Consider the following 22,220-nt stretch of genomic DNA (forward strand, 5'->3'; position numbering starts at 1 on the left):
ACTTAAACCGATCTGTCGCGGGCGCGGGATGCCCGCGCCGCGCCAGAACAAGGAATTGACGAATGAACGGTCAGAATATCCGCATCCGCCTCAAGGCGTTTGATCACCGGGTGCTTGACGCCTCGACGCGGGAAATCGTGTCGACGGCCAAGCGCACCGGCGCCAACGTCCGCGGCCCCATTCCGCTGCCGACGCGGATCGAAAAGTTCACGGTCAACCGGTCGCCCCACGTCGACAAGAAGAGCCGCGAGCAGTTCGAGATGCGCACGCACAAGCGTCTGCTCGACATCGTCGATCCGACCCCGCAGACGGTCGATGCTTTGATGAAGCTCGATCTGGCCGCCGGCGTCGACGTCGAGATCAAGCTCTAAGGGATTGAGAGCGCGGTAGGGGCGGTGCCCCGGCCCGGAACTCTAAAGGACAAGAGGCGTGAAGGGGCGGTGCCCCGACAGGGAACTCTAAAGGAATTGAACCGATGCGTTCAGGTGTGATTGCAAAGAAGGTGGGAATGACCCGCATCTACAACGATGCCGGGGAACATGTTCCCGTCACCGTTCTCCAGATGGAGAACTGCCAGGTCGTGGCGCAGCGCACGCAGGAGAAGAATGGCTACACGGCCGTTCAGCTCGGCGTTGGCCTTGCCAAGGTGAAGAACACGTCGAAGGCGATGCGCGGCCATTTCGCGACCGCTTCCGTCGAGCCGAAGGCCAAGGTTGCCGAGTTCCGCGTCTCCGCCGACAACATGATCGATGTCGGCGCCGAGATCACCGTCGAACACTTCGTCGCCGGCCAGAAGGTCGATGTGACGGGCACGACGATCGGCAAGGGTTTCCAGGGCGTCATCAAGCGCCACCACATGGGTGGTGGCCGTGCGACGCACGGTAACTCGGTGTCGCACCGTACGCACGGTTCGACCGGCCAGCGCCAGGACCCGGGCAAGGTGTTCAAGGGCAAGCATATGGCCGGCCACATGGGCGACACCCGCGTCACCACGCAGAATGTCGAGGTCGTCTCGACCGATGCCGACCGCGGCCTGATCCTGATCCGCGGCGCGGTTCCCGGTTCGAAGGGCGCCTGGATCCTGGTCCGCGACGCCGCCAAGGTTGCGCTGCCGGCCAACGCGCCCAAGCCTGCCGCGATCCGTGCAGTTGCTGCCGAAAGTGGCGCCAAGAACGATGCCCCGGCCACAGAGGGAGCGGAATAATGGACCTTAAGATCACAACGCTGGGCGGCAAGGACGCCGGCAAGGTGAAACTCTCCGAGGAGATTTTCGGCCTTGATCCACGAGAGGACATCCTGCAGCGCGTCGTGCGCTGGCAGTTGGCCAAGAAGCAGCAGGGCACGCACAAGGCCAAGGGTCGCGCCGAGATCGCGCGCACCGGCGCCAAGATGTACAAGCAGAAGGGTACGGGCCGCGCCCGTCACCATTCGGCACGCGCTCCGCAGTTCCGCGGCGGCGGCAAGGCCCACGGCCCGGTCGTTCGCAGCCACGAGCACGATCTGCCGAAGAAGGTGCGCGCTCTCGGCCTCAAGCATGCTCTTTCGGCCAAGGCCAAGAGCGCGTCGATCATCATCATCGACGAGCTGAAGCTGACCGAGGCCAAGACCAAGGCGCTGATCGCGAATTTCGCGACGCTGGGCCTGTCCAACGCCCTGGTGATCGGCGGCGCCGAGCTTGACAAGAATTTCAAGCTGGCGGCGACGAACATCCCCAACATCGACGTGCTGCCCATCCAGGGCATCAACGTCTACGACATTCTGCGCCGCGGCACGCTGGTCCTTTCGAAGGCCGCCGTCGAGGCTCTCGAGGAGCGCTTTAAATGACCGACCTTCGTCACTACGACGTGATCGTCTCGCCGGCGATCACCGAAAAGTCGACCATGGCTTCCGAGCAGAACCAGGTCGTCTTCAACGTCGCCAAGAAGGCGTCGAAGCCGGAAATCAAGGCCGCCGTCGAAGCGCTGTTCGGCGTCAAGGTGATGGCCGTGAACACGCTTGTCCGCAAGGGCAAGATCAAGCGCTTCCGCGGCACGATCGGCCGCCAGAGCGACGTCAAGAAGGCGGTTGTGACGCTGGCCGACGGCCAGTCGATCGACGTCGCGACGGGTCTCTGAGCAAGGCCGCGAGGACAGGACAATGGCACTTAAAAAATTCAACCCGGTAACGCCGAGCACCCGCCAGCTGGTCATCGTCGACCGCTCGGGCCTCTACAAGGGCAAGCCCGTCAAGGGTCTGACCGAAGGCCTGACCAAGTCGGGCGGCCGCAACAATTACGGCCGCATCACGGCCCGCTTCATCGGCGGCGGTCACAAGCGCACGTACCGCATCATCGACTTCAAGCGCCGCAAGTTCGACGTTGTCGGCACGGTCGAGCGCATCGAGTACGATCCGAACCGCAGCGCCTTCATCGCGCTGATCAAGTATGACGATGGCGAGCTGTCCTACATCATCGCCCCGCAGCGCCTTGCCGCCGGCGACAAGATCGTGGCCGGCGAAGCGGTCGACGTGAAGCCGGGCAATGCGATGCCGCTGGCCTCGATGCCGGTCGGCACGATCGTCCACAACATCGAGCTGAAGCCGGGCAAGGGCGCCCAGGTTGCCCGTTCGGCGGGCGGTTACGCCCAGCTCGTCGGCCGCGACCAGGGCATGGCGATCCTGCGCCTGAACTCGGGCGAGCAGCGGGTCGTGCACGGCTCCTGCATGGCCACCGTCGGCGCCGTGTCGAACCCCGACCACGGCAACATCAATGACGGCAAGGCAGGCCGCACGGTGTGGCGCGGCAAGCGTCCGCACAATCGCGGCGTGACCATGAACCCGGTCGACCATCCGCATGGCGGCGGCGAAGGCCGCACCTCGGGTGGCCGCCATCCGGTTTCGCCCTGGGGCAAGCCGACCAAGGGCAAGAAGACGCGGTCCAACAAGGCGACCGACAAGTTCATCCTGCGCTCGCGCCATCAGCGCAAGAGCTAAGAAGAGGTAACGCCAAGTGACTCGTTCTATTTGGAAAGGCCCCTTCATCGACGGCTACCTTCTCAAGAAGGTGGACAAGGTTCGTGAAGGCGGTCGCAATGAGGTGATCAAGATGTGGAGCCGTCGCTCCACCATCCTGCCGCAGTTCGTCGGCTTCACCTTCGGTGTCTACAACGGCCAGAAGCATGTTCCCGTTTCGGTGAACGAGGACATGGTCGGCCACAAGTTCGGTGAATTCGCTCCGACCCGGACCTACTACGGTCATGGCGCGGATAAGAAGGCGAAGAGGAAATAATCATGGGCAAGGCCAAAGCTCCGCGCAGGCTTGCTGACAACGAAGCGCGCGCCGTGTTGCGCACGATCCGTATCAGCCCGCAGAAGCTGAACCTGGTTGCCGCGCTGATCCGCGGCAAGAAGGTCGCGACAGCACTCTCCGACCTCGAATTCTCGGCCAAGCGGATTTCCGGCACGGTCAAGAAGACGCTGGAATCGGCGATCGCCAACGCGGAAAACAACCACGACCTCGACGTCGATGCGCTGATCGTGGCGGAAGCCTATGTCGGCAAGTCGATCGTCATGAAGCGGTTCCATGCCCGTGGCCGTGGCCGCGCCAGCCGTATCGAAAAGCCGTTCTCGCACCTCACGATCGTCGTTCGTGAAGTCGAAGAAAAAGGGGAGGCCGCATAATGGGCCAGAAAGTCAATCCGATCGGTCTGCGTCTCGGCATCAACCGCACCTGGGATTCGCGCTGGTTCGCGAACACCGGCGAGTACGGCAAGCTGCTGCACGAGGATATCAAGATCCGCAAATATCTTGAGAAGGAACTCAAGCAGGCTGCGATCTCGAAGGTCGTGATCGAGCGTCCGCACAAGAAGTGCCGCGTCACCATCCATGCGGCGCGCCCGGGCCTGATCATCGGCAAGAAGGGCGCCGACATCGAGAAGCTCCGCAAGAAGCTGATGGAGATGACGAAGTCCGAGACGCACCTCAACATCGTTGAAGTGCGCAAGCCCGAGATCGACGCGACCCTGGTCGCCCAGTCGATTGCCCAGCAGCTCGAGCGCCGCATCGCGTTTCGCCGCGCCATGAAGCGCGCCGTGCAGTCGGCGATGCGCCTCGGTGCCGAAGGCATCCGCATCAACTGCGCCGGCCGTCTCGGCGGCGCCGAGATCGCGCGCATGGAATGGTACCGCGAAGGTCGCGTGCCGCTGCACACGCTGCGCGCCGACGTCGACTACGGCACGGCTGAAGCGCATACGGCTTACGGCATCTGCGGCGTCAAGGTCTGGGTGTTCAAGGGCGAGATCCTCGAGCATGATCCGATGGCTTCGGAGCGCCGCGCGAGCGAAGGCGATGCGCATGGCGGTGGTGGTGAGCGCGAACGCGGTCGCCGTCGCGAAAACGCGTAAGACATTTGAGAATTTGGAGTTAGAACGATGCTGCAGCCAAAGCGCACAAAGTTCCGCAAGCAGTTCAAGGGCCGCATCCACGGTACCGCCAAGGGCGGCACCAACCTGGATTTCGGTGGTTTCGGGCTGAAGGCGCTTGAGCCGAACCGCGTCACCGCGCGCGAGATCGAGGCGGCCCGCCGCGCGATCACCCGCGAGATGAAGCGCGCCGGCCGCGTGTGGATCCGTATCTTCCCGGACGTGCCGGTGACGTCGAAGCCGACAGAAGTCCGCATGGGCAAGGGCAAGGGCGCGGTCGATTACTGGGCGGCGCGCGTCAAGCCCGGCCGCATCATGTTCGAGATCGACGGCGTCAACGAGGAAACCGCCCGTGAGGCGCTGCGTCTCGGCGCGGCCAAGCTCTCGGTCAGGACGCGCTTCGTACAGCGCATCGCAGAATAAGGACGGGCTGATCATGAAAGCCGAAGACATCCGGACCAAGACCCAGGACCAGCTGACCGACGATTTGGCCAGCCTCAAGAAGGAGCAGTTCAACCTGCGCTTCCAGAAAGCCACCGGCCAGCTCGAGAAGACCGCGCGCGTGAGGCAGGTCCGCAACGACATTGCGCGCATCAAGACCATCGCCGCGGAAAAATCCGCGGCCAAGAAGGCTTAAGGACGAAAACCATGCCAAAGCGCATTCTGCAGGGCACCGTCGTCAGCGACAAGAACGAGAAGACGGTTGTCGTCAAGGTCGAACGGCGCTTCACGCATCCCGTGATGAAGAAGACCGTGCGCATGACCAAGAAGTACAAGGCGCACGACGAGAACAACGCCCACAAGGTCGGCGATCAGGTGTTCATCCAGGAATCGAAGCCGATTTCCAAGGACAAGCGCTGGATCGTCGTGGCCTCGGACCAAGCCTGACCACTGGGCGTAACGAAACGAATTTTGGACAGACCGGGGAAGGGTTAAGAACCCGTCCCGTTAGAAAAGAAGAAGGCGGCCAGTCATGATTCAGATGCAAACAAACCTCGACGTCGCGGATAATTCCGGCGCCCGTCGTGTCATGTGCATCAAGGTGCTGGGCGGCTCGAAGCGGAAATACGCTTCCGTGGGCGACATCATCGTGGTGTCGATCAAGGAAGCCATCCCGCGCGGCCGCGTGAAGAAGGGCGATGTGATGAAGGCGGTCGTGGTTCGCACGGCCAAGGACATCCGCCGCCCGGACGGCAGCGTGATCCGTTTCGACAAGAACGCGGCCGTTCTCGTCGACAACAAGAAAGAGCCGATCGGCACCCGTATCTTCGGACCGGTTCCGCGCGAACTGCGCGCCAAGAACCATATGAAGATCATCTCGCTCGCGCCTGAAGTGCTGTAAGGAGCCGGACCAATGCAAAAGATTAGAAAAGGCGACAAGGTCGTCGTGCTGGCCGGCAAGGACAAGGGCCGTTCGGGCGAAGTCCTCTCGGTACAGCCGAAGGACGACACCGCGCTGGTGCGCGGCGTCAACATGATCCGTCGTCACCAGAAGCAGTCCCAGTCCCAAGAGGGCGGGATCATCACCAAGGAAGCGCCGATCCAGTTGTCGAACATCGCGCTGGCCGACCCCAAGGATGGCAAGCCGACCCGCGTCGGCTTCATCTTCCAGAAGGACGGCAAGAAGGTGCGCGTCGCCAAGCGCTCGGGAGAAGTCATCAATGGCTAAGGCTCAAACCAAGCAGGCGACTGCCCAGAACACGCCGCGACTCAAGCAGGTCTACAACGAGACCATCCGCAAGGCGCTGCAGGAGCAGTTCGGCTACGAGAACGAGATGCAGGTTCCGCGCATCGACAAGATCGTGCTGAACATGGGCGTTGGCGAAGCGACCGGCGATTCGAAGAAGCCTTCGATCGCGGCGGAAGATCTGGCGATGATCGCCGGCCAGAAGGCCGTCGTCACCCGCGCCCGCAATTCGATCGCCGGCTTCAAGGTCCGCGAAAAGATGCCGATCGGCGCCAAGGTCACGCTGCGCAAGGAACGTATGTACGAGTTCCTCGACCGCCTCGTGAACATCGCGCTGCCGCGCGTCCGCGACTTCCGCGGGCTTAATCCGAAGAGCTTCGATGGCCGTGGCAACTACGCCATGGGCATCAAGGAACACATCGTGTTCCCGGAGATCAACTACGACAAGGTTGATCAGATCTGGGGCATGGACGTCATCGTTTGTACGACTGCGAAGACGGACGACGAAGCCAGGGCATTGCTCAAGGCCTTCAACTTCCCCTTCCGCCAGTAACGGCAGCGAGAAAAGGAAAAATCTGAAATGGCAAAGACCAGCTCAGTCGAGAAGAACAACAGGCGCCGCAAGCTTGCGGACCAGTACGGCCCCAAGCGCAAGGCGCTCAAGGCGATCATCATGGATCAGTCCAAGCCGATGGAAGAGCGCTTCCGCGCCCAGCTCAAGCTTGCTGCCCTGCCGCGCAACTCGGCCAAGATCCGCATCCGCAACCGCTGCGAAGTCACGGGACGTCCGCGTGCCTATTATCGCAAGCTCAAAGTATCGCGCATCGCGCTTCGTGATCTCGGCAATAACGGCCAGATCCCGGGCCTGGTCAAGTCGAGCTGGTAAGGAGGACATAACATGTCATTGAGCGATCCTCTCGGCGATATGCTGACCCGCATCCGCAACGCCTATGGCCGCAAGAAGTCGAGCGTTTCGACGCCGGCCTCGCGCCTGCGTACCCGCGTCCTCGACGTGCTGAAGGCTGAAGGCTATATCCGCGACTACAGCCAGACCGACTTCGACAACGGCAAGTCCGAAATCGAGATCGAGCTGAAGTATTTCGACGGCGCGCCGGTCGTGCGCGAAATCGCGCGCGTCTCGAAGCCTGGCCGTCGCGTTTACGTTTCGGCAAAGTCGATCCCGCATGTCGCCAACGGCCTCGGCATCGCCATCCTTTCGACACCGAAGGGCGTGATGGCCGACCACGAAGCGCGCGAACAGAACGTCGGCGGCGAGATCCTCTGCCAGATTTTCTAAGGGTGAATGGTCAATGGTGAATAGTGAATGGTGAGACTGCACGAGATTTTGATCGCGCTATTCACCATTTTACCATTCACCATTCACAGCAGTTAAGGAAAGAGGAGACAACAATGTCTCGTATTGGAAAGAAACCCGTTTCGCTGCCGCAGGGCGTGACCGCGACCGTCAACGGCCAGACCGTGACGGCGAAAGGCCCCAAGGGCGAGCTGAAGTTCGTGGTGAACGACGAAGTGCTGGTCAAGATGGAAGGCTCGGAGATCGCTGTCCAGCCGCGCGACCAGACCAAGACCGCCCGCGCCAAATGGGGCATGTCGCGCACGCAGATCGTCAACATCCTGCAGGGCGTCAAGGACGGTTTCGAAAAGAAGCTCGAAATCACCGGCGTCGGCTACCGCGCCGCCATGCAGGGCAAGAACCTGCAGCTCGCGCTTGGCTTCAGCCATGACGTCGTCTATGAGACGCCGCAAGGCATCACGATCACCGTGCCGAAGCCGACGGAAATCACCGTGACCGGCATCGACAAGCAGATGGTCGGCCAGGTCGCCGCCGAGATCCGCGAGTATCGCGGCCCGGAGCCCTACAAGGGCAAGGGCGTGCGCTACGCCGGCGAGAAGATCGTCCGCAAGGAAGGCAAGAAGAAGTAGTTTCGTCAATGGTCAATGGTGAATGGTAAAATGGCAGTAGGATAGAGCAGGGGCCCGGTGGCACTTCGTTTCTACCATTCACCATTTTTCCATTCACCATTCACTGCAAATCAACGCCGCGGGGAGCGGTCGCGGGAGGCTTGTCCTACCGCATATGGTTGCCCCCGTTTTTTGAAGGCAAGGAACTGACATCATGGGCTCGAAAGAATCCACCCAGCGCCGCGCTCAGCGCGTCCGCCGCCAGATCAAGAAGGTCGCGGGCGAGCGTCCGCGTCTGTCCGTCCATCGCACGTCGAAGAACATCTACGTGCAGGTCATCGACGACGCCAAGGGTCACACCATCGCTGCCGCATCGACGCTGGAGAAGGACCTCAAGGGTTCGCTCAAGACCGGCGCCGACACCGCGGCAGCCGCCGCGATCGGCAAGCTGATCGCCGAGCGCGCCTCGAAGGCCGGCGTCAAGGAAGTCGTCTTCGACCGCGGCCCGTATATCTATCACGGCCGCGTCAAGGCGCTGGCCGAGGCCGCCCGTGAAGGTGGTTTGACGTTCTAGGAATTTCGCCCCCGGTGACCCACAGAGGCGCCGGATCTTATCAGCAACCGTGCTTCCGGAAAAAAACAAGGAACAGGATATGGCACAGGAACGTAGGGATGGCGGCCGCGGCCGCGATCGCGAAGAGCGCGACGATGGCATGGTGGACAAGCTCGTCCACATCAACCGCGTCGCCAAGGTCGTCAAGGGCGGCCGTCGCTTCGGCTTTGCGGCACTCGTCGTCGTCGGCGACCAGAAGGGCCGCGTCGGCTTCGGCCACGGCAAGGCGCGCGAAGTGCCGGAGGCGATCCGCAAGGCAACCGAATCGGCCAAGCGCGACATGATCTTCGTGCCGCTGCGCTCGGGCCGCACGCTGCACCACGACGTCGAGGGACGCTGGGGTGCCGGACGTGTGCTGCTGCGCGCTGCAAAGCAAGGTACCGGCATCATCGCCGGCGGCCCGATGCGCGCCGTCTTCGAGACGCTCGGCATGCATGACGTGGTCGCCAAGTCGATGGGTTCGTCGAACCCCTACAACATGGTCCGCGCCACCTTCGACGCGCTGAAGAGCCAGATGCATCCCAAGGATGTGGCTGCCGCGCGCGGCATCAAGTATTCGACCCTTCAGGCCCGCCGCGGCACCGCCGTTGCGGCCGAAGAATAGTCGATCTGACCAGGGATTTTGACCATGGCCAAGAAAGCAACAAAGACCATCACCGTCGAGCAGATCGGTTCGCCGATCCGCCGGCCGAAGGAGCAGCGCGCGACGCTGGTCGGCCTCGGCCTCAACAAGATGCACAAGCAGCGCACGCTGGAGGATACGCCCTCCGTGCGCGGCATGATCGCTGCCGTCCAGCATCTCGTCCGCGTCGTGGACGAGGGCTGAGCAAAAGCGCAGGAGAACGAAGATGAAACTCAACGATCTGCGTGACAAGGACGGCGCCACGCATTCCAGGAAGCGGCTCGGCCGCGGCATCGGCTCCGGTTCGGGCAAGACCGCCGGTCGCGGCGTCAAGGGCCAGAAGGCGCGTTCCGGCGTCGCCGTCAACGGCTTCGAGGGTGGCCAGATGCCGCTCTACCGGCGCCTGCCGAAGCGCGGTTTCAACAACATCTTCGCCAAGAGCTTTGTTGTCGTGTCGCTGGCCCGCATCCAGGCCGCGCTCGATGCCAAGAAGCTCGACGCGAAGGCGACCGTGACGGCCGACGCGCTGGTCGCGGCCGGCGTCATCCGCCGCGTCAAGGACGGCGTGCGCATCCTCTCCGATGGCGACATCAAGGCCAAGCTCGCCTTCGACGTGGCCGGCGCCTCCAAGGCGGCAATCGAGAAGATCGAAAAGGCCGGCGGTTCGGTGAAGCTGCCAGAAAAGGCAGCCGCCGAGTAACGGTGATTTGAAGCGCGATCGGCGAAGCTGCGACCCGGTTTTGCTTTCGATTGCGCTTTGATTTGACCAATATGGCGGCCGCGTCAACGCGGCCGCTTGCATGTTTACGGTCCGGAGCTTATCTCGTGAGTTTCGGTGATACGCGGCGCCTGTCCTGCGGGCCTTTGAGCGTGACCAAGCGGAGAATCAGGCATGGCTTCGGCTGCTGAACAACTGGCCTCGAATCTGAATTTCTCGGCCTTCGCCAAGGCGGAGGATCTGAAGAAACGCATCTGGTTCACCATCGGCGCGCTGCTCGTCTACCGCCTCGGCACCTATATCCCGCTTCCCGGCATCAATCCCGAGGCTTTCGCCCAGGCCTTTCAGTCGCAGAGCAAGGGCGTGCTCGGCATGTTCAACATGTTCGCCGGCGGCGCCGTGCAGCGCATGGCGATCTTTGCCCTCGGCATCATGCCTTACATCTCCGCTTCCATCATCATGCAGCTGATGACCTCGGTCATCCCGTCGCTGGAAGCGCTGAAGAAGGAAGGCGAGCAGGGCCGCAAGATCATCAACCAGTACACACGCTACGGCACCGTTCTTCTGGCGCTGGTGCAGGCCTACGGCATTTCGGTCGGGCTGGAGGGTGGCAACGGCATCGTCAGCGATCCTGGCATGTTCTTCCGCATCTCGACCGTCGTCACGCTGGTTGGCGGCACCATGTTCCTGATGTGGCTCGGCGAGCAGATCACCGCGCGTGGCATCGGCAACGGCATCTCGCTGATCATCTTCGCCGGCATCGTCGCCGGCCTGCCGCAAGCCATCTCCGGCACGCTGGAGCTCGGCCGCACCGGTGCGCTGTCGACCGGCCTGATCCTGGGGATCATCGTTCTTGCCATCGTCGTCATCGCCCTGATCGTGTTCTTCGAGCGCGCCCAGCGCCGCCTGCTGATCCAGTATCCGAAGCGCCAGGTCGGCAATCGCATGTTCCAGGGCGACACCTCGCACCTGCCGCTCAAGCTCAACACGGCCGGCGTCATTCCGCCGATCTTCGCCTCGTCGCTGCTGTTGCTGCCGGCGACAGTCGCGGGCTTCTCGCAGACGACTAACATGCCTGGCTGGGCCAACACCATCCTTGCGGCGCTCGGCAATGGCCAGCCGCTCTACATGGCCCTCTATGCCGCGATGATCGTGTTCTTCGCCTTCTTCTACACGGCGATCGTCTTCAACCCGAAGGACACCGCCGACCAGCTCAAGAAACATTCGGGCTTCATTCCGGGCTACCGTCCGGGCGAGCGCACCGCCGACTACATCGACTACGTTCTCACCCGCATCACCGTCGTCGGCGCCATCTATCTAGTGCTGGTGTGTCTGCTGCCCGAATTCCTGATTTCAGCGACTGGCGTACCATTCAACCTCGGTGGCACTTCGCTCCTGATCGTGGTCAGTGTAACGCTCGATACGGTGGCGCAGATTCAGGGTCACCTGATCGCGCACCAGTATGAGGGCCTGATCAAGAAGTCGAAGCTGCGGGGGGGGAAGAAGGCCAGATGAGATTGATATTGCTTGGGCCGCCAGGGGCGGGCAAGGGGACGCAAGCACAAAGACTGGTGGAAAAGCACGGCATACCCCAACTCTCGACGGGAGATATGCTGCGTGCTGCCGTCCAGGCCGGCACCGAAGTCGGCAAGCGCGCCAAGGCGGTGATGGATGCCGGCGAACTGGTTTCCGACGCGATCGTCAACGCCATCGTGGCCGAGCGCATCGACCAGGCCGATTGCGCCAAGGGCTTCATCCTCGACGGGTATCCGCGCACCCTGGTGCAGGCGGACGCAGTCGAATCGATGCTCAGGGAGCGCGGCCTCTCTCTCGACGTCGTTATCGAACTTGTCGTCGACGACAAGGCGCTGGTCGGTCGTATCGTCAAGCGCGCCGAAGAGACCAAGGCCGCCGGTCTGCCGGTGCGCAAGGACGACAATCCGGCGGTGTTCGAGGAACGCCTGCGGGAATACTACAAGAAGACGTCGCCGCTGATCGGCTACTATTATGCCAAGGGCAAGCTCAGAGGCGTCGATGGGATGACCGGCATCGATACGGTCACCGAGCAGATAGAAGCCGTGCTCGAATCGGCCACCCAAGAGGCTGCATAGAGAAAGTAGACGATTGCGCTTGACTGGAACGGTCCGCTGGGGTATGGCGGCCCGTCTTCCTATCAGGCATGAGCTTTGCTTGTCCGCAAGGGCAAGGCAGCCCGCTTTGAACTGGAAACTCCCGCAAGGGCCGGCCTCCACCGGACGCGGGGCAATTTGGATAGCGCCGGCTTGTCCGGCTCACATGGAGAAGAGAAGAATATGGCTCGTATAGCCGGCGTCAACATTCCGACCAACAAGCGCGTCGTCATCGCGCTTCAGTACATTCACGGCATTGGCAAGAAGTTCGCCCAGGAGATCGTCGACAAGGTCGGCATCCCGGCCGAGCGCCGCGTCAACCAGCTCACCGATGCCGAAGTCCTGCAGATCCGCGAGACGATCGACCGCGACTACCAGGTCGAAGGCGACCTGCGCCGCGAAGTGTCGATGAACATCAAGCGGCTCATGGATCTCGGCTGCTACCGCGGCCTGCGCCATCGTCGCTCGCTGCCGGTTCGTGGCCAGCGCACGCATACCAATGCACGCACCCGCAAGGGCCCGGCCAAGTCGATCGCCGGCAAGAAGAAGTAATTTAGGGCAGTAAGGGACTAGGGCAGTAAGGCAATAGGATCGGCAGACATACTGCCCTGCTGCCATATTCCCCTACTGCCTTCTCCCTGGTGGAGCCGCTGGCACTACGGCGGTGTAGAGATCAACTGAAAGGACTACCATGGCCAAGGAAGCCGCTCGTGTTCGCCGTCGCGAACGCAAGAACATCTCGTCGGGCGTTGCCCACGTCAATTCGACCTTCAACAACACGATGATCACCATCACCGACGCGCAGGGCAATTCGATTGCCTGGTCGTCGGCCGGTGCCCAGGGCTTCAAGGGTTCGCGCAAGTCGACCCCGTTCGCCGCCCAGATGGCCGCCGAGGACGTTGCCAAGAAGGCCCAGGAACACGGCATGCGCATGCTCGAAGTCGAGGTCTGCGGACCTGGCTCCGGTCGTGAATCGGCGCTGCGCGCCCTGCAGGCGGCCGGCTTCACCATCACCTCGATCCGTGATGTGACGCCGATCCCGCACAATGGCTGCCGCCCGCGCAAGAAGCGCCGCGTCTAAAAATTACCGAACGCCGCGTGAACGCCAAAGGCGTTCCTCCGCGGTATTCCAGGTCGCCCGCCACGATTGGATGGTGGCGGGTCAACGGAAGGAAAGCATCATGATCCAGAAAAATTGGCAGGAACTGATCAAGCCGAACAAGATCGAGTTCTCGTCGAAGAAGAAGACGCTGACCACGCTGGTCGCCGAGCCGCTCGAGCGGGGCTTTGGCCTCACGCTGGGCAACGCGCTGCGTCGCGTGCTTCTGTCTTCGCTGCGCGGTGCGGCTGTGACCGCCGTGCAGATCGACGGCGTCCTGCATGAATTCTCGTCCATCGCCGGCGTGCGCGAGGACGTGACCGACATCGTCTTGAACATCAAGGAAATCGCCATCCGCATGGAAGGCGACGGCCCCAAACGCATGGTCGTGCGCAAGCAGGGACCGGGCGCGGTTCTCGCCGGCGACATCCAGACGGTTGGCGACGTAGAAATCCTCAACCCCGACCACGTCATCTGCACGCTGGACGAAGGCGCTGAGATTCGAATGGAATTCACCGTCGACACCGGTAAGGGCTACGTGCCGGCCGAGCGCAACCGCGCCGAGGACGCGCCGATCGGCCTGATCCCGGTCGACAGCCTCTATTCGCCGGTCAAGAAGGTCTCCTACAAGGTCGAGAACACCCGCGAGGGCCAGGTTCTCGACTATGACAAGCTGACCATGACCATCGAGACCGACGGTTCGATCTCGGGCGAGGACGCGGTGGCTTTCGCTGCCCGCATCCTGCAGGACCAGCTCGGCCTGTTCGTCAATTTCGACGAGCCGCAGAAGGAAGTCGCCGCCGAACAGGTCACCGAGCTTGCCTTCAACCCGGCGCTGCTCAAGAAGGTCGACGAGCTCGAACTTTCGGTGCGTTCGGCCAACTGCCTGAAGAACGACAACATCGTCTATATCGGCGACCTGATCCAGAAGACGGAAGCCGAGATGCTGCGCACCCCGAACTTCGGCCGCAAGTCGCTGAACGAGATCAAGGAAGTCCTGGCGGCGATGGGCCTGCACCTCGGCATGGAAGTGCCGGACTGGCCGCCGGAAAACATCGAAGACCTCGCAAAGCGTTACGAAGATCAATATTGAGGCGTTTGCCTCTTGAACCCGGAATGAAGGAGAAGAGCCATGCGCCACGGATTTAAAGGCCGCCGGTTCGCCCGCAGCATAAGCCACCGCAAGTCGATGTTTGCCAACCTTGCCGTGTCGCTCATCGAGCACGAGCAGATCGTCACCACTCTGCCGAAGGCGAAGGATTTGCGTCCGATCGTCGAGAAGCTGGTGACGCTCGGCAAGCGCGGCGACCTGCATGCCCGCCGCCAGGTGATTGCCCAGATCGGCAATGAAGGTGTCGTCAAGCGTCTGTTCGACACCATCGCGCCGCGCTACGCCACCCGCAACGGCGGCTATCTGCGGATCATGAAGGCGGGCTTCCGCCACGGCGACAATGCCGCGATGGCGGTCATCGAGTTCGTCGACCGCGACACCTCGGCCAAGGGCGCCGGCGACCGTGCCCGCATCGAGGCCGAAGGCACCGACGAGGAAGCCGCGGCCGCATAGGTTTCGGTTTTCCCGAGTGAGTTCAAGGGGGCCTGCGGGCCCCTTTTGCTATCGCGAAGGCTCCCGACGAACGTTTACTTGCCCTTCGCGGCCGGTTTCGTCGTCGATTGCCCAAAATAATCAGATTTCAGCGCCTTAGCCTTTCATTCTGCACAATCGTCGGGACAATGCGCCCGAACTTGCCTCGGAGGATTCGGAATGCGCATCAAACGGCTGTCCCTTGTTCTGCTCTGCGCCATGCTGGCGTTCGCGGCCACGCCGGTGATCAGGCAGGCGCTGTCCGAGGAGACCAAGACCGATCCCGGCCTGTCCGACGTGCTGACCGACCTGCTGCGTGGCGTCGAGGGTGAGAACGCCACGTCCGGTCCCGACAAGCGCGTGCCGTTCGGTCGCGAGGAGGTGCAGCTGTCGTTCGCGCCGCTGGTCAAGCAGACGGCGCCGGCCGTGGTCAATGTCTACGCTTCGCAGACGGCCAAGGTGACCTCGCCCTTCGACGGCGATCCGTTCTTCGAGGAATTCTTCGGCCGTTCGCAGCCGCGCGCGCAGTCCTCGCTCGGCTCCGGCGTGCTGGTCGATCCGACGGGCGTGGTGGTCACCAATTTCCACGTTGTCAAGAACGCCGACCAGGTCAAGGTCGCGACCGCGGACGGGCGTGAATTCGACTCGAAAGTGCTGCTCAAGGACGAGACGCTCGATCTCGCCGTGCTCAAGATTTCCTCCGACAAGCCGTTTCCGGTGATCGCCATCGGCGATTCCGACGCGCTCGAGGTCGGCGACCTGTTGCTGGCCATCGGCAATCCCTTCGGTGTCGGTCAGACCACCACCAGCGGCATCGTTTCCGCACTTGCCCGCAGCCATATCGGCGTTTCCGATTCCAGCTTCTTCATCCAGACCGACGCCGCGATCAACCCCGGCAATTCCGGTGGCGCGCTGATCAACATGGGCGGTCAACTGGTCGGCATCAACACGGCGATCTACAGCCGCAGCGGTGGCTCGATCGGCATTGGCTTTGCCATCCCCTCCAACATGGTTCGCGCTTTCGTCGACGCCGCCAAGGCCGGGCTCGAATTCTTCGAGCGGCCCTATGTCGGCGCCGAATTCGAGCGTGTGACGCCGCAGATCGCCGAATCGCTCGGCATGGAAAAGCCGACCGGCGCGCTTGTTTCGACGGTTGAAGAGGCCGGGCCGGCCGCCAAGGCCGGGCTCAAGTCCGGTGACGTTGTGCTGTCGCTGAATGGCAAGCCGGTCGAGAGCATCGAGGCTTTGGACTACCGGATGGCGACGCTGTCGATCGGCACCAATGCCAGTTTCGCCGTCCTCAGCAAGGGCCAGCAGGCGACGATGGACATCGCGCTGGCGCGCGCGCCGGAGGGTGCAAAATCCTCGGAAGTGACGCTGCGCGGCCGCAGCCCGTTTTCCGGCGCCAAGGTTGCGGAACTGTCGCCGCGACTTGCCCAGCGGCTCGGCGTTCGCACCGATGTCAAGGGCGTCACCGTGGTCGACATCAACCGCGATTCACCGGCGGCCGATTTCGGCTTCCAGCCGGGCGATATCGTTCGCGAGGTCAATGGCACGACCATCGATACCGCCGCGACGCTGGCGCAGGTAGCCCAGCAGGATACGCGTTGGTGGCGCTTTACCGTCGAGCGCGGCGGGCAGATAATGCGCCAGGTGTTGCGTTACTGAGTTCGATCTCCGCCTCTCTGGACGAGATCGCGCTCCAACCAAAAGAAGTGCATGGCCGATCTGTTCAGCGTCGATGAACCTGAGAAAGCGCCGCCCGGCCGGCCGCTGGCCGACCGCTTGCGTCCGAAGAACCTCGGCGAAGTTGTCGGCCAGGAGCATCTGACCGGGCCTGACGGTGCGCTGACGCGTTTGATCGGTTCCGGCTCGCTCGGCTCGATGATCTTCTGGGGGCCGCCCGGTACCGGCAAGACGACGGTCGCGCGGCTGCTTGCTGGCGAAACCAGCCTTGCCTTTGAGCAGATATCGGCGGTGTTTTCCGGCGTCGCCGACCTGAAGAAAGTGTTCGAGACGGCAAAGCTGCGCCGTTCCAATGGCCGTCAGACATTACTCTTCGTCGACGAGATCCATCGTTTCAACCGCGCCCAGCAGGACAGTTTCCTGCCGGTCATGGAAGACGGCACCGTGGTGCTGGTCGGGGCCACCACCGAGAACCCGTCCTTCGAACTGAACGCTGCGCTTCTATCCCGCGCGCGCGTGCTGGTCTTTCATTCGCTCGGTGAGGATAGCATCGCCAAACTCCTGGCGCGGGCGGAGGAGACCGAGGGCAGGGCGCTGCCGCTCGACGACGAGGCACGGGCGATGCTCATCCGCATGAGCGACGGCGACGGCCGTGCATCGCTGACGCTGGCGGAGGAAGTCTGGCGGGCGGCCAAATCGGGCGAGGTGTTCGGCGCCGACGGTCTGCAGCGCGTCGTCCAGCGCCGCGCGCCGATCTACGACAAGGGCCAGGACGGCCACTACAATCTGATCTCGGCGCTGCATAAATCGGTGCGGGGTTCCGATCCGGATGCAGCGCTCTATTATCTCGCCCGCATGTTCGATGCCGGCGAGGATCCGCTCTATCTCGGCCGCCGGCTGGTGCGCATGGCGATGGAGGATATCGGGCTTGCCGACCCGCAGGCCCTGGTCATCGCCAACGCCGCCAAGGATGCCTACGACTATCTGGGCTCGCCGGAGGGCGAGCTTGCCTTCGCCGAAGCCACCGTCTATCTCGCCACCGCTCCCAAATCCAACGCCGTCTACACGGCCTTCAAGGCCGCCACCGGCGCGGCCAAGGAATTCGGCTCGCTGCTGCCGCCCAAGCACATCCTCAACGCGCCGACCAAGCTGATGAAGGAAGAGGACTATGGCGCGGGCTATCGCTATGACCATGACGAGCCCGAGGCCTTTTCCGGCCAGGATTACTTTCCCGAGAAGATGGGCCGGCGCACATTCTACGATCCGCCCGAGCGCGGCTTCGAGCGCGATATCAGGAAGCGCCTCGATTATTGGGCGAAGCTGAGAAGCGAGCGGGAAAAGTAGGCTTGGCGCGCGCGGCCGTCCTTGCGCCCGTCCTCGCGCGCCGGGGCGGAGACTTGCCTTGGGGCATTTCGGCTTCCGTCGTCCTGCACACGATGCTCGCCGCCATGCTGGCGCCGATGCCGGTCCCGAAGCGAAAGCGTCGTCGGTTACGCCATCCTGGTGGGCAATCCCGTAGCAAGAGAGAAGTGGAACGAACTCGGCCTGCCGGCGGTGCATTGAAGTGGAGTGCCGCACTCCAAATATTTTTGTCGGTAACGGCCGCCGGCCATTCGGGGACCATGCGATGGCATTGTGCCGGGAAACAAAAGACCCTATCAAGGCGCACGACCTCGGGGGTGGTCGTCGCCAGGACCCTTGGCGATATCATTCGGAATAGGAATCGCACCCGACGGCGCGAGAAAAAGATGACAAAATCCCTTCGCAAATCCCTTCGCCAGCTGGTCATAGCGGTCCCGCTGCTGGCAATCGGTTTCTACTTCATTCCAATCCTGACCACGATCTGGATCGTCTGCGGCCTGATCGACGTGCTGCGCAATGCCGACAAGAACCTGTCGCTGTTCCGCGGCTATTTCCTCGGCAACGGCATCTTCACCTGGCTGCTGTCGCCCTTCAACCTGCTGGTCGACCTGCTCTGCTACCGGAACCCGGGCGTCTGGAAGCTGGAACAGTTTCCGCCGGACTATCAGCGCGAGGTCAACGAGGTTCTCGACGTTTTCAAGGCGCGTAAGGATGAGATCATCGCCGACATCGACGCCAATTTCGGCACCGGCCGGCGCGGCATGTATGTCTACCAGTGGTACGGCAAGCACAGGATCGACAACGTCGCCGAATTCAACAAGGACTTCAAATACATCAAGACCATCGCCGTGTCGGTCTTCAGGGGCAAGGAATCGACCTCCTGGCATTTCGGACCACTGCGGCTCAGCCTGCGCATTCTCTACAATCTTCTCCCGGTGAAGGCCGAGGTTTTTGTCGAGTGCAACAACGCCAGGAACTACTGGCACGACAATCCGCTCTATATCTTCGACGACACGCTGCTGCACCGCTCGGTCAACGAATATGACGGGCGCCGCTACTGCGTCTTCATGGACATCATCCGGCCGTCGCCATTCCCCGGCCTGATATCAGCTCTTCTCGCCGTCGTCTCGGTCAGCGTCGAGCGGATCAATTCCATGTTCTACAAGAACTGGAAGATGATTGGCTCGAGCAAGTCGAAGAAGGTCGGGACGACCTGAGAGAATTCTAAGGGCAGCAGACGGGATGTTCAATTTGCTTCTCGTTGTCGTCGGCGGCGGCATTGGCGCCGGCATCCGCCATCTCACCAACATCGGCGCGCTGCGCCTCGTCGGTCCCAATTTTCCCTGGGGCACGATGGCGATCAACGTCGTCGGTTCATTCGTCATGGGTCTGTTCATAGCCATCATGATGCGGCGTGGCGGATCGGCCGAGCTCAGATTGTTTGTCGCCACCGGCATCCTTGGCGGCTTCACCACTTTCTCGGCTTTCTCGCTCGATTTCGCGACATTATGGGAACGTGGCGCGACGCTGCCGGCGTTCGGCTACGCGCTTGCCAGCGTCATTGGCGCGATCATCGCCCTGTTTCTGGGTCTTTGGCTCGCAAGAAGCCTGCCTTAGTGTTATTGCCTCCGCTTCCCAGACGGCAAAGCGAGAAAAATGGCAGGCGTTGAACAGATCACAGTGGAGGCCGGTGAGGCGGGCATGCGGCTCGATCGCTGGTTCAAGACCCATTTTCCGGGTCTCGGCTTCGGCCATCTGCAAAAGCTGCTGCGTTCCGGCCAGATCCGCGTCGACGGCGGCCGGGTGAAGGCCGACACCCGCGTCGAACCGGGCCAGATGGTCCGCGTGCCGCCGCTCGAAGTCGATAAGAAGGGCGAGAGCCCGCTCACCGGCCACTCGATCCGCAACCAGGGCGATGCCGACGTGCTCGCCAAAATGCTGATCCATGAGGACCCGAAGGTCTTCGTCTTCAACAAGCCGGCGGGCCTCGCCGTCCAGGGCGGCTCGGGCGTTACCCGCAATGTCGACGACATGCTTGAAGCCTGGCGTAATCAAAAGGGCGAAAAACCACGACTGGTGCACCGGCTCGACCGCGACACGTCGGGTGTGCTTGTCGTTGCCCGTACCAGGCTTGCCGCCATGAAGCTTTCCGAGGCGTTTCGGGCGCGAGAAACCAAGAAGACCTATTGGGCCTTGGTCAAGGGCGTGCCACCGAAGCGCGAGGACAAGATCTCGACCTGGCTGATCAAGGAGCCGACGCCTGACGGCGACCGCGTGCGCGTGGCCGCGCATGGTGAGAAGGGCGCCGACCACGCGGTGTCCTATTATCGCGTCATCGAGCAGGCGGCACAGACGATGACCTGGCTGGAAATGGAGCCCTATACCGGCCGCACCCACCAGCTTCGTGTTCATGCCGCCTATATCGGCTGCCCGATTATCGGTGACCCCAAATATTTCGAGGCCGATACCAACTGGGATTTTCCCGGCGGCATTCAAAACCGCCTGCATCTGCATGCGCGCCGCATCGTCATTCCGCACCCGGACAAGGGCGTCATCGATGTGACCGCGCCGATGCCGCCGCATATGCGCCAGAGTTGGAACCTGATCGGCTTCGACGACGCCAGCGCGGAGGACTGAGATTGGCTGTTGCGCCCGCATTGGATCGCCGCGACACTGTCGACCTGGCGGCAGCCGCGATCATGGTCGGGCTGACGCTGTCCTGGGGGCTGAACTACGTCGCCGCCAAGATCTCCTATGCCGGCTACGATCCTGTGTTCCTGTCGATCGCGCGCTCGATCATCGGCGGTCTTTGCGTTCTCGGCTGGTGCCGCTGGCGTGGTATCAGGCTGTTCACGCCCGACAAGACCCTTGTCGCGGGCCTTGTGGTGGGCGTGCTCTTCGGCATCGAGTTTCTGTTCCTCTATGTCGGCCTTGAACACACGACGGTTGCCCGCAACACGCTTCTGGTCAACACCATGCCGTTCTGGGTGCTGGTCGGCGGTCATTTCCTGCTGGACGAGCGCATAACCGCGCGCAAGCTCCTCGGCCTTCTCTTGGCTTTCGCCGGTCTGCTCGCCGTGTTCTCCGACAAGGTGAGCGCCGGCAACGGCGCGACGCTGACCGGCGACCTGCTCAGTCTTGGCGCCGGCATCCTCTGGGCGCTGACCAGCATCGTCATCAAGCGCTCGAAACTGGCCGAAACCAGTGCCGAGAAGTTGCTGCTCTATCAGCTTGCCGGCGCCATTCTGGTCGGCGTCGTGGTCATGCCTTTCGCCGGCCCGCCCGTCCGCGACTTTGCCGCCTTGCCGACCTTGGCCCTGCTTTTCCAGGCCGTCTACGTCGTCGCCTTTACCTATGTGCTGTGGTTCTGGCTGCTCAGGCGCTATCCGGCATCGGGCCTGTCGAGCTTCACCTTCCTGTCGCCGGTGTTCGGCGTGCTGTGCGGCGCCGTGATCTTGAACGAGCCGCTGACGGTCCGTATTTTCCTGGCGCTCGGCCTCATCGCCGCCGGCCTGATCATCGTCAACCGGCCGGCACGCAAGCTGGCGCCTGTGTAGGAGAGACCTTCCATGCGCGATATCCTCAACGACCTCGAAGCAGGAAAGCAGCTTTCCGACCCAGATCCGGTGCGCCGCGCCCAGATCCAGATGAAGACGCAGCTGCCGAAACGCTTCTACAAAACCGTCTCGGTCGCACCGCTCGACGATGGATTTGCTGTTCATCTCGACGGCAAGCCGGTGCGCACGCCGGGCAAGGCGCTGCTGGCGCTGCCGAACGAAAAGGCTGCCCGCCTGGTCGCCGACGAATTCGCCGCGCAGGGCGAGACCATCGACCCGGTGACGATGCCGGTCATGCGTCTGGTCAACACGGCCATCGACGGCGTCGCCAGCGACCCGCAAGCGGTGCTGGAAGACATCCTGCGCTTCGCCTCGTCCGACCTGCTCTGCTATCGCGCCGACGCGCCGCAGGGGTTGGTTGACCGGCAGAACGATCATTGGGATCCGGTCATCGACTGGGCGCGGACTGCGCTCGGCGCGCGGTTCCATCTCGCCGAAGGGGTAATCCATGTCGAGCAGCCGCGCGAGACGATCGCTGTGCTGGGCGTCCATCTTGCCCAGCGCAAGGATCCGCTGCGGCTGGCGTCGATCCACGTCATGACCTCGCTGACGGGATCGGCGCTGCTGGCGCTGGCGGTCGACTTCGGCGAACTCGACGTCGAGGCGGCCTGGACCGCCGGCCATGTCGACGAGGACTGGCAGGCCGAGCACTGGGGCCAGGATGCGGAAGCCGTCGCGCGCCGCTCGGCCCGCAAGCGCGACATGATGGCCGCCGTCAGTCTGCTTGAAGCGCTCAAGGGCTGAGGCGTTCACCGCGGCGCTGGTTTCCCACCGATGCATTAAGG

Annotated in this window: 34 protein-coding genes; all 34 read left to right on the plus strand. The window is 62.6% G+C overall.

Features of this window, described 5'->3' with window-relative positions; all coding sequences use genetic code 11:
* Positions 1 to 62: 62 nt before the first annotated feature.
* The 34 genes from rpsJ to MESS2_RS17365 all read left to right on the plus strand — a co-directional run bounded on the left by rpsJ (position 63) and on the right by MESS2_RS17365 (position 22,179).
* Positions 63 to 371 carry a 30S ribosomal protein S10 gene (gene rpsJ / locus MESS2_RS17200; RefSeq protein ID WP_006205468.1) on the plus strand — a complete coding sequence of 103 codons (309 nt, stop codon included), beginning with the start codon at positions 63 to 65 and terminating at the stop codon, positions 369 to 371.
* 104 nt (positions 372 to 475) lie between these two features.
* Complete coding sequence (rplC, locus tag MESS2_RS17205) at positions 476 to 1,204, plus strand: 50S ribosomal protein L3 (protein WP_008875666.1); 729 nt, start codon at positions 476 to 478, stop codon at positions 1,202 to 1,204.
* On the plus strand, positions 1,204 to 1,824 hold the full coding sequence (rplD, locus tag MESS2_RS17210; protein WP_008875667.1) for a 50S ribosomal protein L4: 621 nt from the start codon (positions 1,204 to 1,206) through the stop codon (positions 1,822 to 1,824). The genes rplC and rplD overlap by 1 nt, the downstream gene beginning before the upstream one ends.
* On the plus strand, positions 1,821 to 2,114 hold the full coding sequence (locus MESS2_RS17215) for a 50S ribosomal protein L23 (protein ID WP_006205465.1): 294 nt from the start codon (positions 1,821 to 1,823) through the stop codon (positions 2,112 to 2,114). The genes rplD and MESS2_RS17215 overlap by 4 nt, the downstream gene beginning before the upstream one ends.
* A gap of 22 nt (positions 2,115 to 2,136) precedes the next feature.
* Positions 2,137 to 2,970 (plus strand): 50S ribosomal protein L2, encoded by an 834-nt coding sequence (rplB, locus tag MESS2_RS17220; RefSeq protein ID WP_008875668.1) that lies wholly within the window; start codon positions 2,137 to 2,139, stop codon positions 2,968 to 2,970.
* Positions 2,971 to 2,986: 16 nt separating this feature from the next.
* Positions 2,987 to 3,265 carry a 30S ribosomal protein S19 gene (rpsS, locus tag MESS2_RS17225; protein ID WP_006205463.1) on the plus strand — a complete coding sequence of 93 codons (279 nt, stop codon included), beginning with the start codon at positions 2,987 to 2,989 and terminating at the stop codon, positions 3,263 to 3,265.
* A 2-nt stretch (positions 3,266 to 3,267) separates the two neighbouring features.
* On the plus strand, positions 3,268 to 3,657 hold the full coding sequence (gene rplV / locus MESS2_RS17230) for a 50S ribosomal protein L22 (protein ID WP_006205462.1): 390 nt from the start codon (positions 3,268 to 3,270) through the stop codon (positions 3,655 to 3,657).
* Positions 3,657 to 4,379 (plus strand): 30S ribosomal protein S3, encoded by a 723-nt coding sequence (gene rpsC, locus MESS2_RS17235; protein ID WP_006333382.1) that lies wholly within the window; start codon positions 3,657 to 3,659, stop codon positions 4,377 to 4,379. Before rplV ends, rpsC begins: the two co-directional genes overlap by 1 nt.
* A gap of 27 nt (positions 4,380 to 4,406) precedes the next feature.
* Complete coding sequence (gene rplP / locus MESS2_RS17240) at positions 4,407 to 4,820, plus strand: 50S ribosomal protein L16 (RefSeq protein WP_006205460.1); 414 nt, start codon at positions 4,407 to 4,409, stop codon at positions 4,818 to 4,820.
* 13 nt (positions 4,821 to 4,833) lie between these two features.
* Positions 4,834 to 5,034, plus strand: coding sequence for a 50S ribosomal protein L29 (gene rpmC, locus MESS2_RS17245; RefSeq protein WP_008875669.1), 201 nt, complete (start codon positions 4,834 to 4,836; stop codon positions 5,032 to 5,034).
* Between the two features lie 11 nt (positions 5,035 to 5,045).
* On the plus strand, positions 5,046 to 5,285 hold the full coding sequence (gene rpsQ, locus MESS2_RS17250; protein WP_006205458.1) for a 30S ribosomal protein S17: 240 nt from the start codon (positions 5,046 to 5,048) through the stop codon (positions 5,283 to 5,285).
* An 85-nt stretch (positions 5,286 to 5,370) separates the two neighbouring features.
* Positions 5,371 to 5,739: a 50S ribosomal protein L14 gene (rplN, locus tag MESS2_RS17255; RefSeq protein WP_006205457.1), complete on the plus strand. Its 369-nt coding sequence runs from the start codon at positions 5,371 to 5,373 to the stop codon at positions 5,737 to 5,739.
* A 12-nt stretch (positions 5,740 to 5,751) separates the two neighbouring features.
* Positions 5,752 to 6,066 carry a 50S ribosomal protein L24 gene (gene rplX / locus MESS2_RS17260; RefSeq protein ID WP_006205456.1) on the plus strand — a complete coding sequence of 105 codons (315 nt, stop codon included), beginning with the start codon at positions 5,752 to 5,754 and terminating at the stop codon, positions 6,064 to 6,066.
* Positions 6,059 to 6,637, plus strand: a complete 579-nt coding sequence (gene rplE, locus MESS2_RS17265) for a 50S ribosomal protein L5 (protein ID WP_008875670.1) — start codon at positions 6,059 to 6,061, stop codon at positions 6,635 to 6,637. The genes rplX and rplE overlap by 8 nt, the downstream gene beginning before the upstream one ends.
* Before the next feature lie 27 nt (positions 6,638 to 6,664).
* On the plus strand, positions 6,665 to 6,970 hold the full coding sequence (rpsN, locus tag MESS2_RS17270) for a 30S ribosomal protein S14 (protein ID WP_008875671.1): 306 nt from the start codon (positions 6,665 to 6,667) through the stop codon (positions 6,968 to 6,970).
* Between the two features lie 12 nt (positions 6,971 to 6,982).
* Positions 6,983 to 7,381: a 30S ribosomal protein S8 gene (gene rpsH, locus MESS2_RS17275; protein ID WP_006205453.1), complete on the plus strand. Its 399-nt coding sequence runs from the start codon at positions 6,983 to 6,985 to the stop codon at positions 7,379 to 7,381.
* 113 nt (positions 7,382 to 7,494) lie between these two features.
* Positions 7,495 to 8,028, plus strand: coding sequence for a 50S ribosomal protein L6 (gene rplF, locus MESS2_RS17280; protein WP_008875672.1), 534 nt, complete (start codon positions 7,495 to 7,497; stop codon positions 8,026 to 8,028).
* A 193-nt stretch (positions 8,029 to 8,221) separates the two neighbouring features.
* The gene (gene rplR / locus MESS2_RS17285) at positions 8,222 to 8,581 is read left to right on the plus strand and encodes a 50S ribosomal protein L18 (RefSeq protein WP_008875673.1); all 360 of its coding nucleotides are present in this window, start codon (positions 8,222 to 8,224) and stop codon (positions 8,579 to 8,581) included.
* A gap of 79 nt (positions 8,582 to 8,660) precedes the next feature.
* Positions 8,661 to 9,224, plus strand: a complete 564-nt coding sequence (rpsE, locus tag MESS2_RS17290; RefSeq protein ID WP_006333394.1) for a 30S ribosomal protein S5 — start codon at positions 8,661 to 8,663, stop codon at positions 9,222 to 9,224.
* Between the two features lie 24 nt (positions 9,225 to 9,248).
* Positions 9,249 to 9,446: a 50S ribosomal protein L30 gene (rpmD, locus tag MESS2_RS17295; RefSeq protein ID WP_006205449.1), complete on the plus strand. Its 198-nt coding sequence runs from the start codon at positions 9,249 to 9,251 to the stop codon at positions 9,444 to 9,446.
* Between the two features lie 22 nt (positions 9,447 to 9,468).
* Positions 9,469 to 9,942: a 50S ribosomal protein L15 gene (gene rplO, locus MESS2_RS17300; protein ID WP_008875674.1), complete on the plus strand. Its 474-nt coding sequence runs from the start codon at positions 9,469 to 9,471 to the stop codon at positions 9,940 to 9,942.
* 192 nt (positions 9,943 to 10,134) lie between these two features.
* The gene (gene secY / locus MESS2_RS17305) at positions 10,135 to 11,475 is read left to right on the plus strand and encodes a preprotein translocase subunit SecY (protein ID WP_008875675.1); all 1,341 of its coding nucleotides are present in this window, start codon (positions 10,135 to 10,137) and stop codon (positions 11,473 to 11,475) included.
* The gene (locus MESS2_RS17310) at positions 11,472 to 12,071 is read left to right on the plus strand and encodes an adenylate kinase (protein ID WP_008875676.1); all 600 of its coding nucleotides are present in this window, start codon (positions 11,472 to 11,474) and stop codon (positions 12,069 to 12,071) included. Before secY ends, MESS2_RS17310 begins: the two co-directional genes overlap by 4 nt.
* 201 nt (positions 12,072 to 12,272) lie before the next feature.
* Positions 12,273 to 12,641 carry a 30S ribosomal protein S13 gene (rpsM, locus tag MESS2_RS17315; protein WP_006205445.1) on the plus strand — a complete coding sequence of 123 codons (369 nt, stop codon included), beginning with the start codon at positions 12,273 to 12,275 and terminating at the stop codon, positions 12,639 to 12,641.
* A gap of 139 nt (positions 12,642 to 12,780) precedes the next feature.
* Positions 12,781 to 13,170 (plus strand): 30S ribosomal protein S11, encoded by a 390-nt coding sequence (gene rpsK, locus MESS2_RS17320; RefSeq protein ID WP_006205444.1) that lies wholly within the window; start codon positions 12,781 to 12,783, stop codon positions 13,168 to 13,170.
* 100 nt (positions 13,171 to 13,270) lie between these two features.
* The gene (locus MESS2_RS17325) at positions 13,271 to 14,281 is read left to right on the plus strand and encodes a DNA-directed RNA polymerase subunit alpha (protein WP_008875677.1); all 1,011 of its coding nucleotides are present in this window, start codon (positions 13,271 to 13,273) and stop codon (positions 14,279 to 14,281) included.
* 39 nt (positions 14,282 to 14,320) lie between these two features.
* Complete coding sequence (gene rplQ / locus MESS2_RS17330) at positions 14,321 to 14,752, plus strand: 50S ribosomal protein L17 (protein ID WP_006333401.1); 432 nt, start codon at positions 14,321 to 14,323, stop codon at positions 14,750 to 14,752.
* Positions 14,753 to 14,950: 198 nt separating this feature from the next.
* Positions 14,951 to 16,438, plus strand: a complete 1,488-nt coding sequence (locus tag MESS2_RS17335) for a DegQ family serine endoprotease (RefSeq protein WP_008875678.1) — start codon at positions 14,951 to 14,953, stop codon at positions 16,436 to 16,438.
* A 51-nt stretch (positions 16,439 to 16,489) separates the two neighbouring features.
* A complete protein-coding gene (locus MESS2_RS17340; protein ID WP_008875679.1) occupies positions 16,490 to 17,800 on the plus strand; it encodes a replication-associated recombination protein A in 1,311 nt (436 codons plus the stop codon).
* Between the two features lie 404 nt (positions 17,801 to 18,204).
* Positions 18,205 to 19,035, plus strand: a complete 831-nt coding sequence (locus tag MESS2_RS17345; RefSeq protein WP_008875680.1) for an aspartyl/asparaginyl beta-hydroxylase domain-containing protein — start codon at positions 18,205 to 18,207, stop codon at positions 19,033 to 19,035.
* Between the two features lie 25 nt (positions 19,036 to 19,060).
* Positions 19,061 to 19,435 (plus strand): fluoride efflux transporter CrcB, encoded by a 375-nt coding sequence (gene crcB, locus MESS2_RS17350; RefSeq protein WP_008875681.1) that lies wholly within the window; start codon positions 19,061 to 19,063, stop codon positions 19,433 to 19,435.
* A gap of 39 nt (positions 19,436 to 19,474) precedes the next feature.
* Positions 19,475 to 20,455 carry an RluA family pseudouridine synthase gene (locus MESS2_RS17355; RefSeq protein WP_008875682.1) on the plus strand — a complete coding sequence of 327 codons (981 nt, stop codon included), beginning with the start codon at positions 19,475 to 19,477 and terminating at the stop codon, positions 20,453 to 20,455.
* Positions 20,456 to 20,517: 62 nt separating this feature from the next.
* A complete protein-coding gene (locus MESS2_RS17360) occupies positions 20,518 to 21,375 on the plus strand; it encodes a DMT family transporter (protein ID WP_244440015.1) in 858 nt (285 codons plus the stop codon).
* A gap of 12 nt (positions 21,376 to 21,387) precedes the next feature.
* Complete coding sequence (locus MESS2_RS17365; protein WP_008875684.1) at positions 21,388 to 22,179, plus strand: ATP12 family chaperone protein; 792 nt, start codon at positions 21,388 to 21,390, stop codon at positions 22,177 to 22,179.
* Positions 22,180 to 22,220: the final 41 nt, after the last annotated feature.

The sequence above is a fragment of the Mesorhizobium metallidurans STM 2683 genome, from assembly GCF_000350085.1.
In the GTDB taxonomy this organism is placed as follows: Bacteria; Pseudomonadota; Alphaproteobacteria; order Rhizobiales; family Rhizobiaceae; genus Mesorhizobium; species Mesorhizobium metallidurans.

What these genes read in the sequence shown, in the direction of transcription:
- rplF (WP_008875672.1), top strand. Translation starts at nt 7,495, where the DNA reads ATGTCTCGTATTGGAAAGAAACCCGTTTCGCTGCCGCAGGGCGTGACC.
- MESS2_RS17355 (WP_008875682.1), top strand. Translation starts at nt 19,475, where the DNA reads ATGGCAGGCGTTGAACAGATCACAGTGGAGGCCGGTGAGGCGGGCATG.
- MESS2_RS17365 (WP_008875684.1), top strand. Translation starts at nt 21,388, where the DNA reads ATGCGCGATATCCTCAACGACCTCGAAGCAGGAAAGCAGCTTTCCGAC.
- rplD (WP_008875667.1), top strand. Translation starts at nt 1,204, where the DNA reads ATGGACCTTAAGATCACAACGCTGGGCGGCAAGGACGCCGGCAAGGTG.
- rplX (WP_006205456.1), top strand. Translation starts at nt 5,752, where the DNA reads ATGCAAAAGATTAGAAAAGGCGACAAGGTCGTCGTGCTGGCCGGCAAG.
- rpsK (WP_006205444.1), top strand. Translation starts at nt 12,781, where the DNA reads ATGGCCAAGGAAGCCGCTCGTGTTCGCCGTCGCGAACGCAAGAACATC.
- rpsQ (WP_006205458.1), top strand. Translation starts at nt 5,046, where the DNA reads ATGCCAAAGCGCATTCTGCAGGGCACCGTCGTCAGCGACAAGAACGAG.
- MESS2_RS17340 (WP_008875679.1), top strand. Translation starts at nt 16,490, where the DNA reads ATGGCCGATCTGTTCAGCGTCGATGAACCTGAGAAAGCGCCGCCCGGC.
- MESS2_RS17360 (WP_244440015.1), top strand. Translation starts at nt 20,518, where the DNA reads ATGGTCGGGCTGACGCTGTCCTGGGGGCTGAACTACGTCGCCGCCAAG.
- rplP (WP_006205460.1), top strand. Translation starts at nt 4,407, where the DNA reads ATGCTGCAGCCAAAGCGCACAAAGTTCCGCAAGCAGTTCAAGGGCCGC.
- rpsN (WP_008875671.1), top strand. Translation starts at nt 6,665, where the DNA reads ATGGCAAAGACCAGCTCAGTCGAGAAGAACAACAGGCGCCGCAAGCTT.
- MESS2_RS17335 (WP_008875678.1), top strand. Translation starts at nt 14,951, where the DNA reads ATGCGCATCAAACGGCTGTCCCTTGTTCTGCTCTGCGCCATGCTGGCG.
- rpsM (WP_006205445.1), top strand. Translation starts at nt 12,273, where the DNA reads ATGGCTCGTATAGCCGGCGTCAACATTCCGACCAACAAGCGCGTCGTC.
- rplC (WP_008875666.1), top strand. Translation starts at nt 476, where the DNA reads ATGCGTTCAGGTGTGATTGCAAAGAAGGTGGGAATGACCCGCATCTAC.
- rpsC (WP_006333382.1), top strand. Translation starts at nt 3,657, where the DNA reads ATGGGCCAGAAAGTCAATCCGATCGGTCTGCGTCTCGGCATCAACCGC.
- rplQ (WP_006333401.1), top strand. Translation starts at nt 14,321, where the DNA reads ATGCGCCACGGATTTAAAGGCCGCCGGTTCGCCCGCAGCATAAGCCAC.
- rpsE (WP_006333394.1), top strand. Translation starts at nt 8,661, where the DNA reads ATGGCACAGGAACGTAGGGATGGCGGCCGCGGCCGCGATCGCGAAGAG.
- rplV (WP_006205462.1), top strand. Translation starts at nt 3,268, where the DNA reads ATGGGCAAGGCCAAAGCTCCGCGCAGGCTTGCTGACAACGAAGCGCGC.
- rpsJ (WP_006205468.1), top strand. Translation starts at nt 63, where the DNA reads ATGAACGGTCAGAATATCCGCATCCGCCTCAAGGCGTTTGATCACCGG.
- rplN (WP_006205457.1), top strand. Translation starts at nt 5,371, where the DNA reads ATGATTCAGATGCAAACAAACCTCGACGTCGCGGATAATTCCGGCGCC.
- rpsH (WP_006205453.1), top strand. Translation starts at nt 6,983, where the DNA reads ATGTCATTGAGCGATCCTCTCGGCGATATGCTGACCCGCATCCGCAAC.
- MESS2_RS17215 (WP_006205465.1), top strand. Translation starts at nt 1,821, where the DNA reads ATGACCGACCTTCGTCACTACGACGTGATCGTCTCGCCGGCGATCACC.
- secY (WP_008875675.1), top strand. Translation starts at nt 10,135, where the DNA reads ATGGCTTCGGCTGCTGAACAACTGGCCTCGAATCTGAATTTCTCGGCC.
- rplO (WP_008875674.1), top strand. Translation starts at nt 9,469, where the DNA reads ATGAAACTCAACGATCTGCGTGACAAGGACGGCGCCACGCATTCCAGG.
- rplE (WP_008875670.1), top strand. Translation starts at nt 6,059, where the DNA reads ATGGCTAAGGCTCAAACCAAGCAGGCGACTGCCCAGAACACGCCGCGA.
- rpmD (WP_006205449.1), top strand. Translation starts at nt 9,249, where the DNA reads ATGGCCAAGAAAGCAACAAAGACCATCACCGTCGAGCAGATCGGTTCG.
- rplB (WP_008875668.1), top strand. Translation starts at nt 2,137, where the DNA reads ATGGCACTTAAAAAATTCAACCCGGTAACGCCGAGCACCCGCCAGCTG.
- MESS2_RS17345 (WP_008875680.1), top strand. Translation starts at nt 18,205, where the DNA reads ATGACAAAATCCCTTCGCAAATCCCTTCGCCAGCTGGTCATAGCGGTC.
- MESS2_RS17310 (WP_008875676.1), top strand. Translation starts at nt 11,472, where the DNA reads ATGAGATTGATATTGCTTGGGCCGCCAGGGGCGGGCAAGGGGACGCAA.
- MESS2_RS17325 (WP_008875677.1), top strand. Translation starts at nt 13,271, where the DNA reads ATGATCCAGAAAAATTGGCAGGAACTGATCAAGCCGAACAAGATCGAG.
- crcB (WP_008875681.1), top strand. Translation starts at nt 19,061, where the DNA reads ATGTTCAATTTGCTTCTCGTTGTCGTCGGCGGCGGCATTGGCGCCGGC.
- rpmC (WP_008875669.1), top strand. Translation starts at nt 4,834, where the DNA reads ATGAAAGCCGAAGACATCCGGACCAAGACCCAGGACCAGCTGACCGAC.
- rplR (WP_008875673.1), top strand. Translation starts at nt 8,222, where the DNA reads ATGGGCTCGAAAGAATCCACCCAGCGCCGCGCTCAGCGCGTCCGCCGC.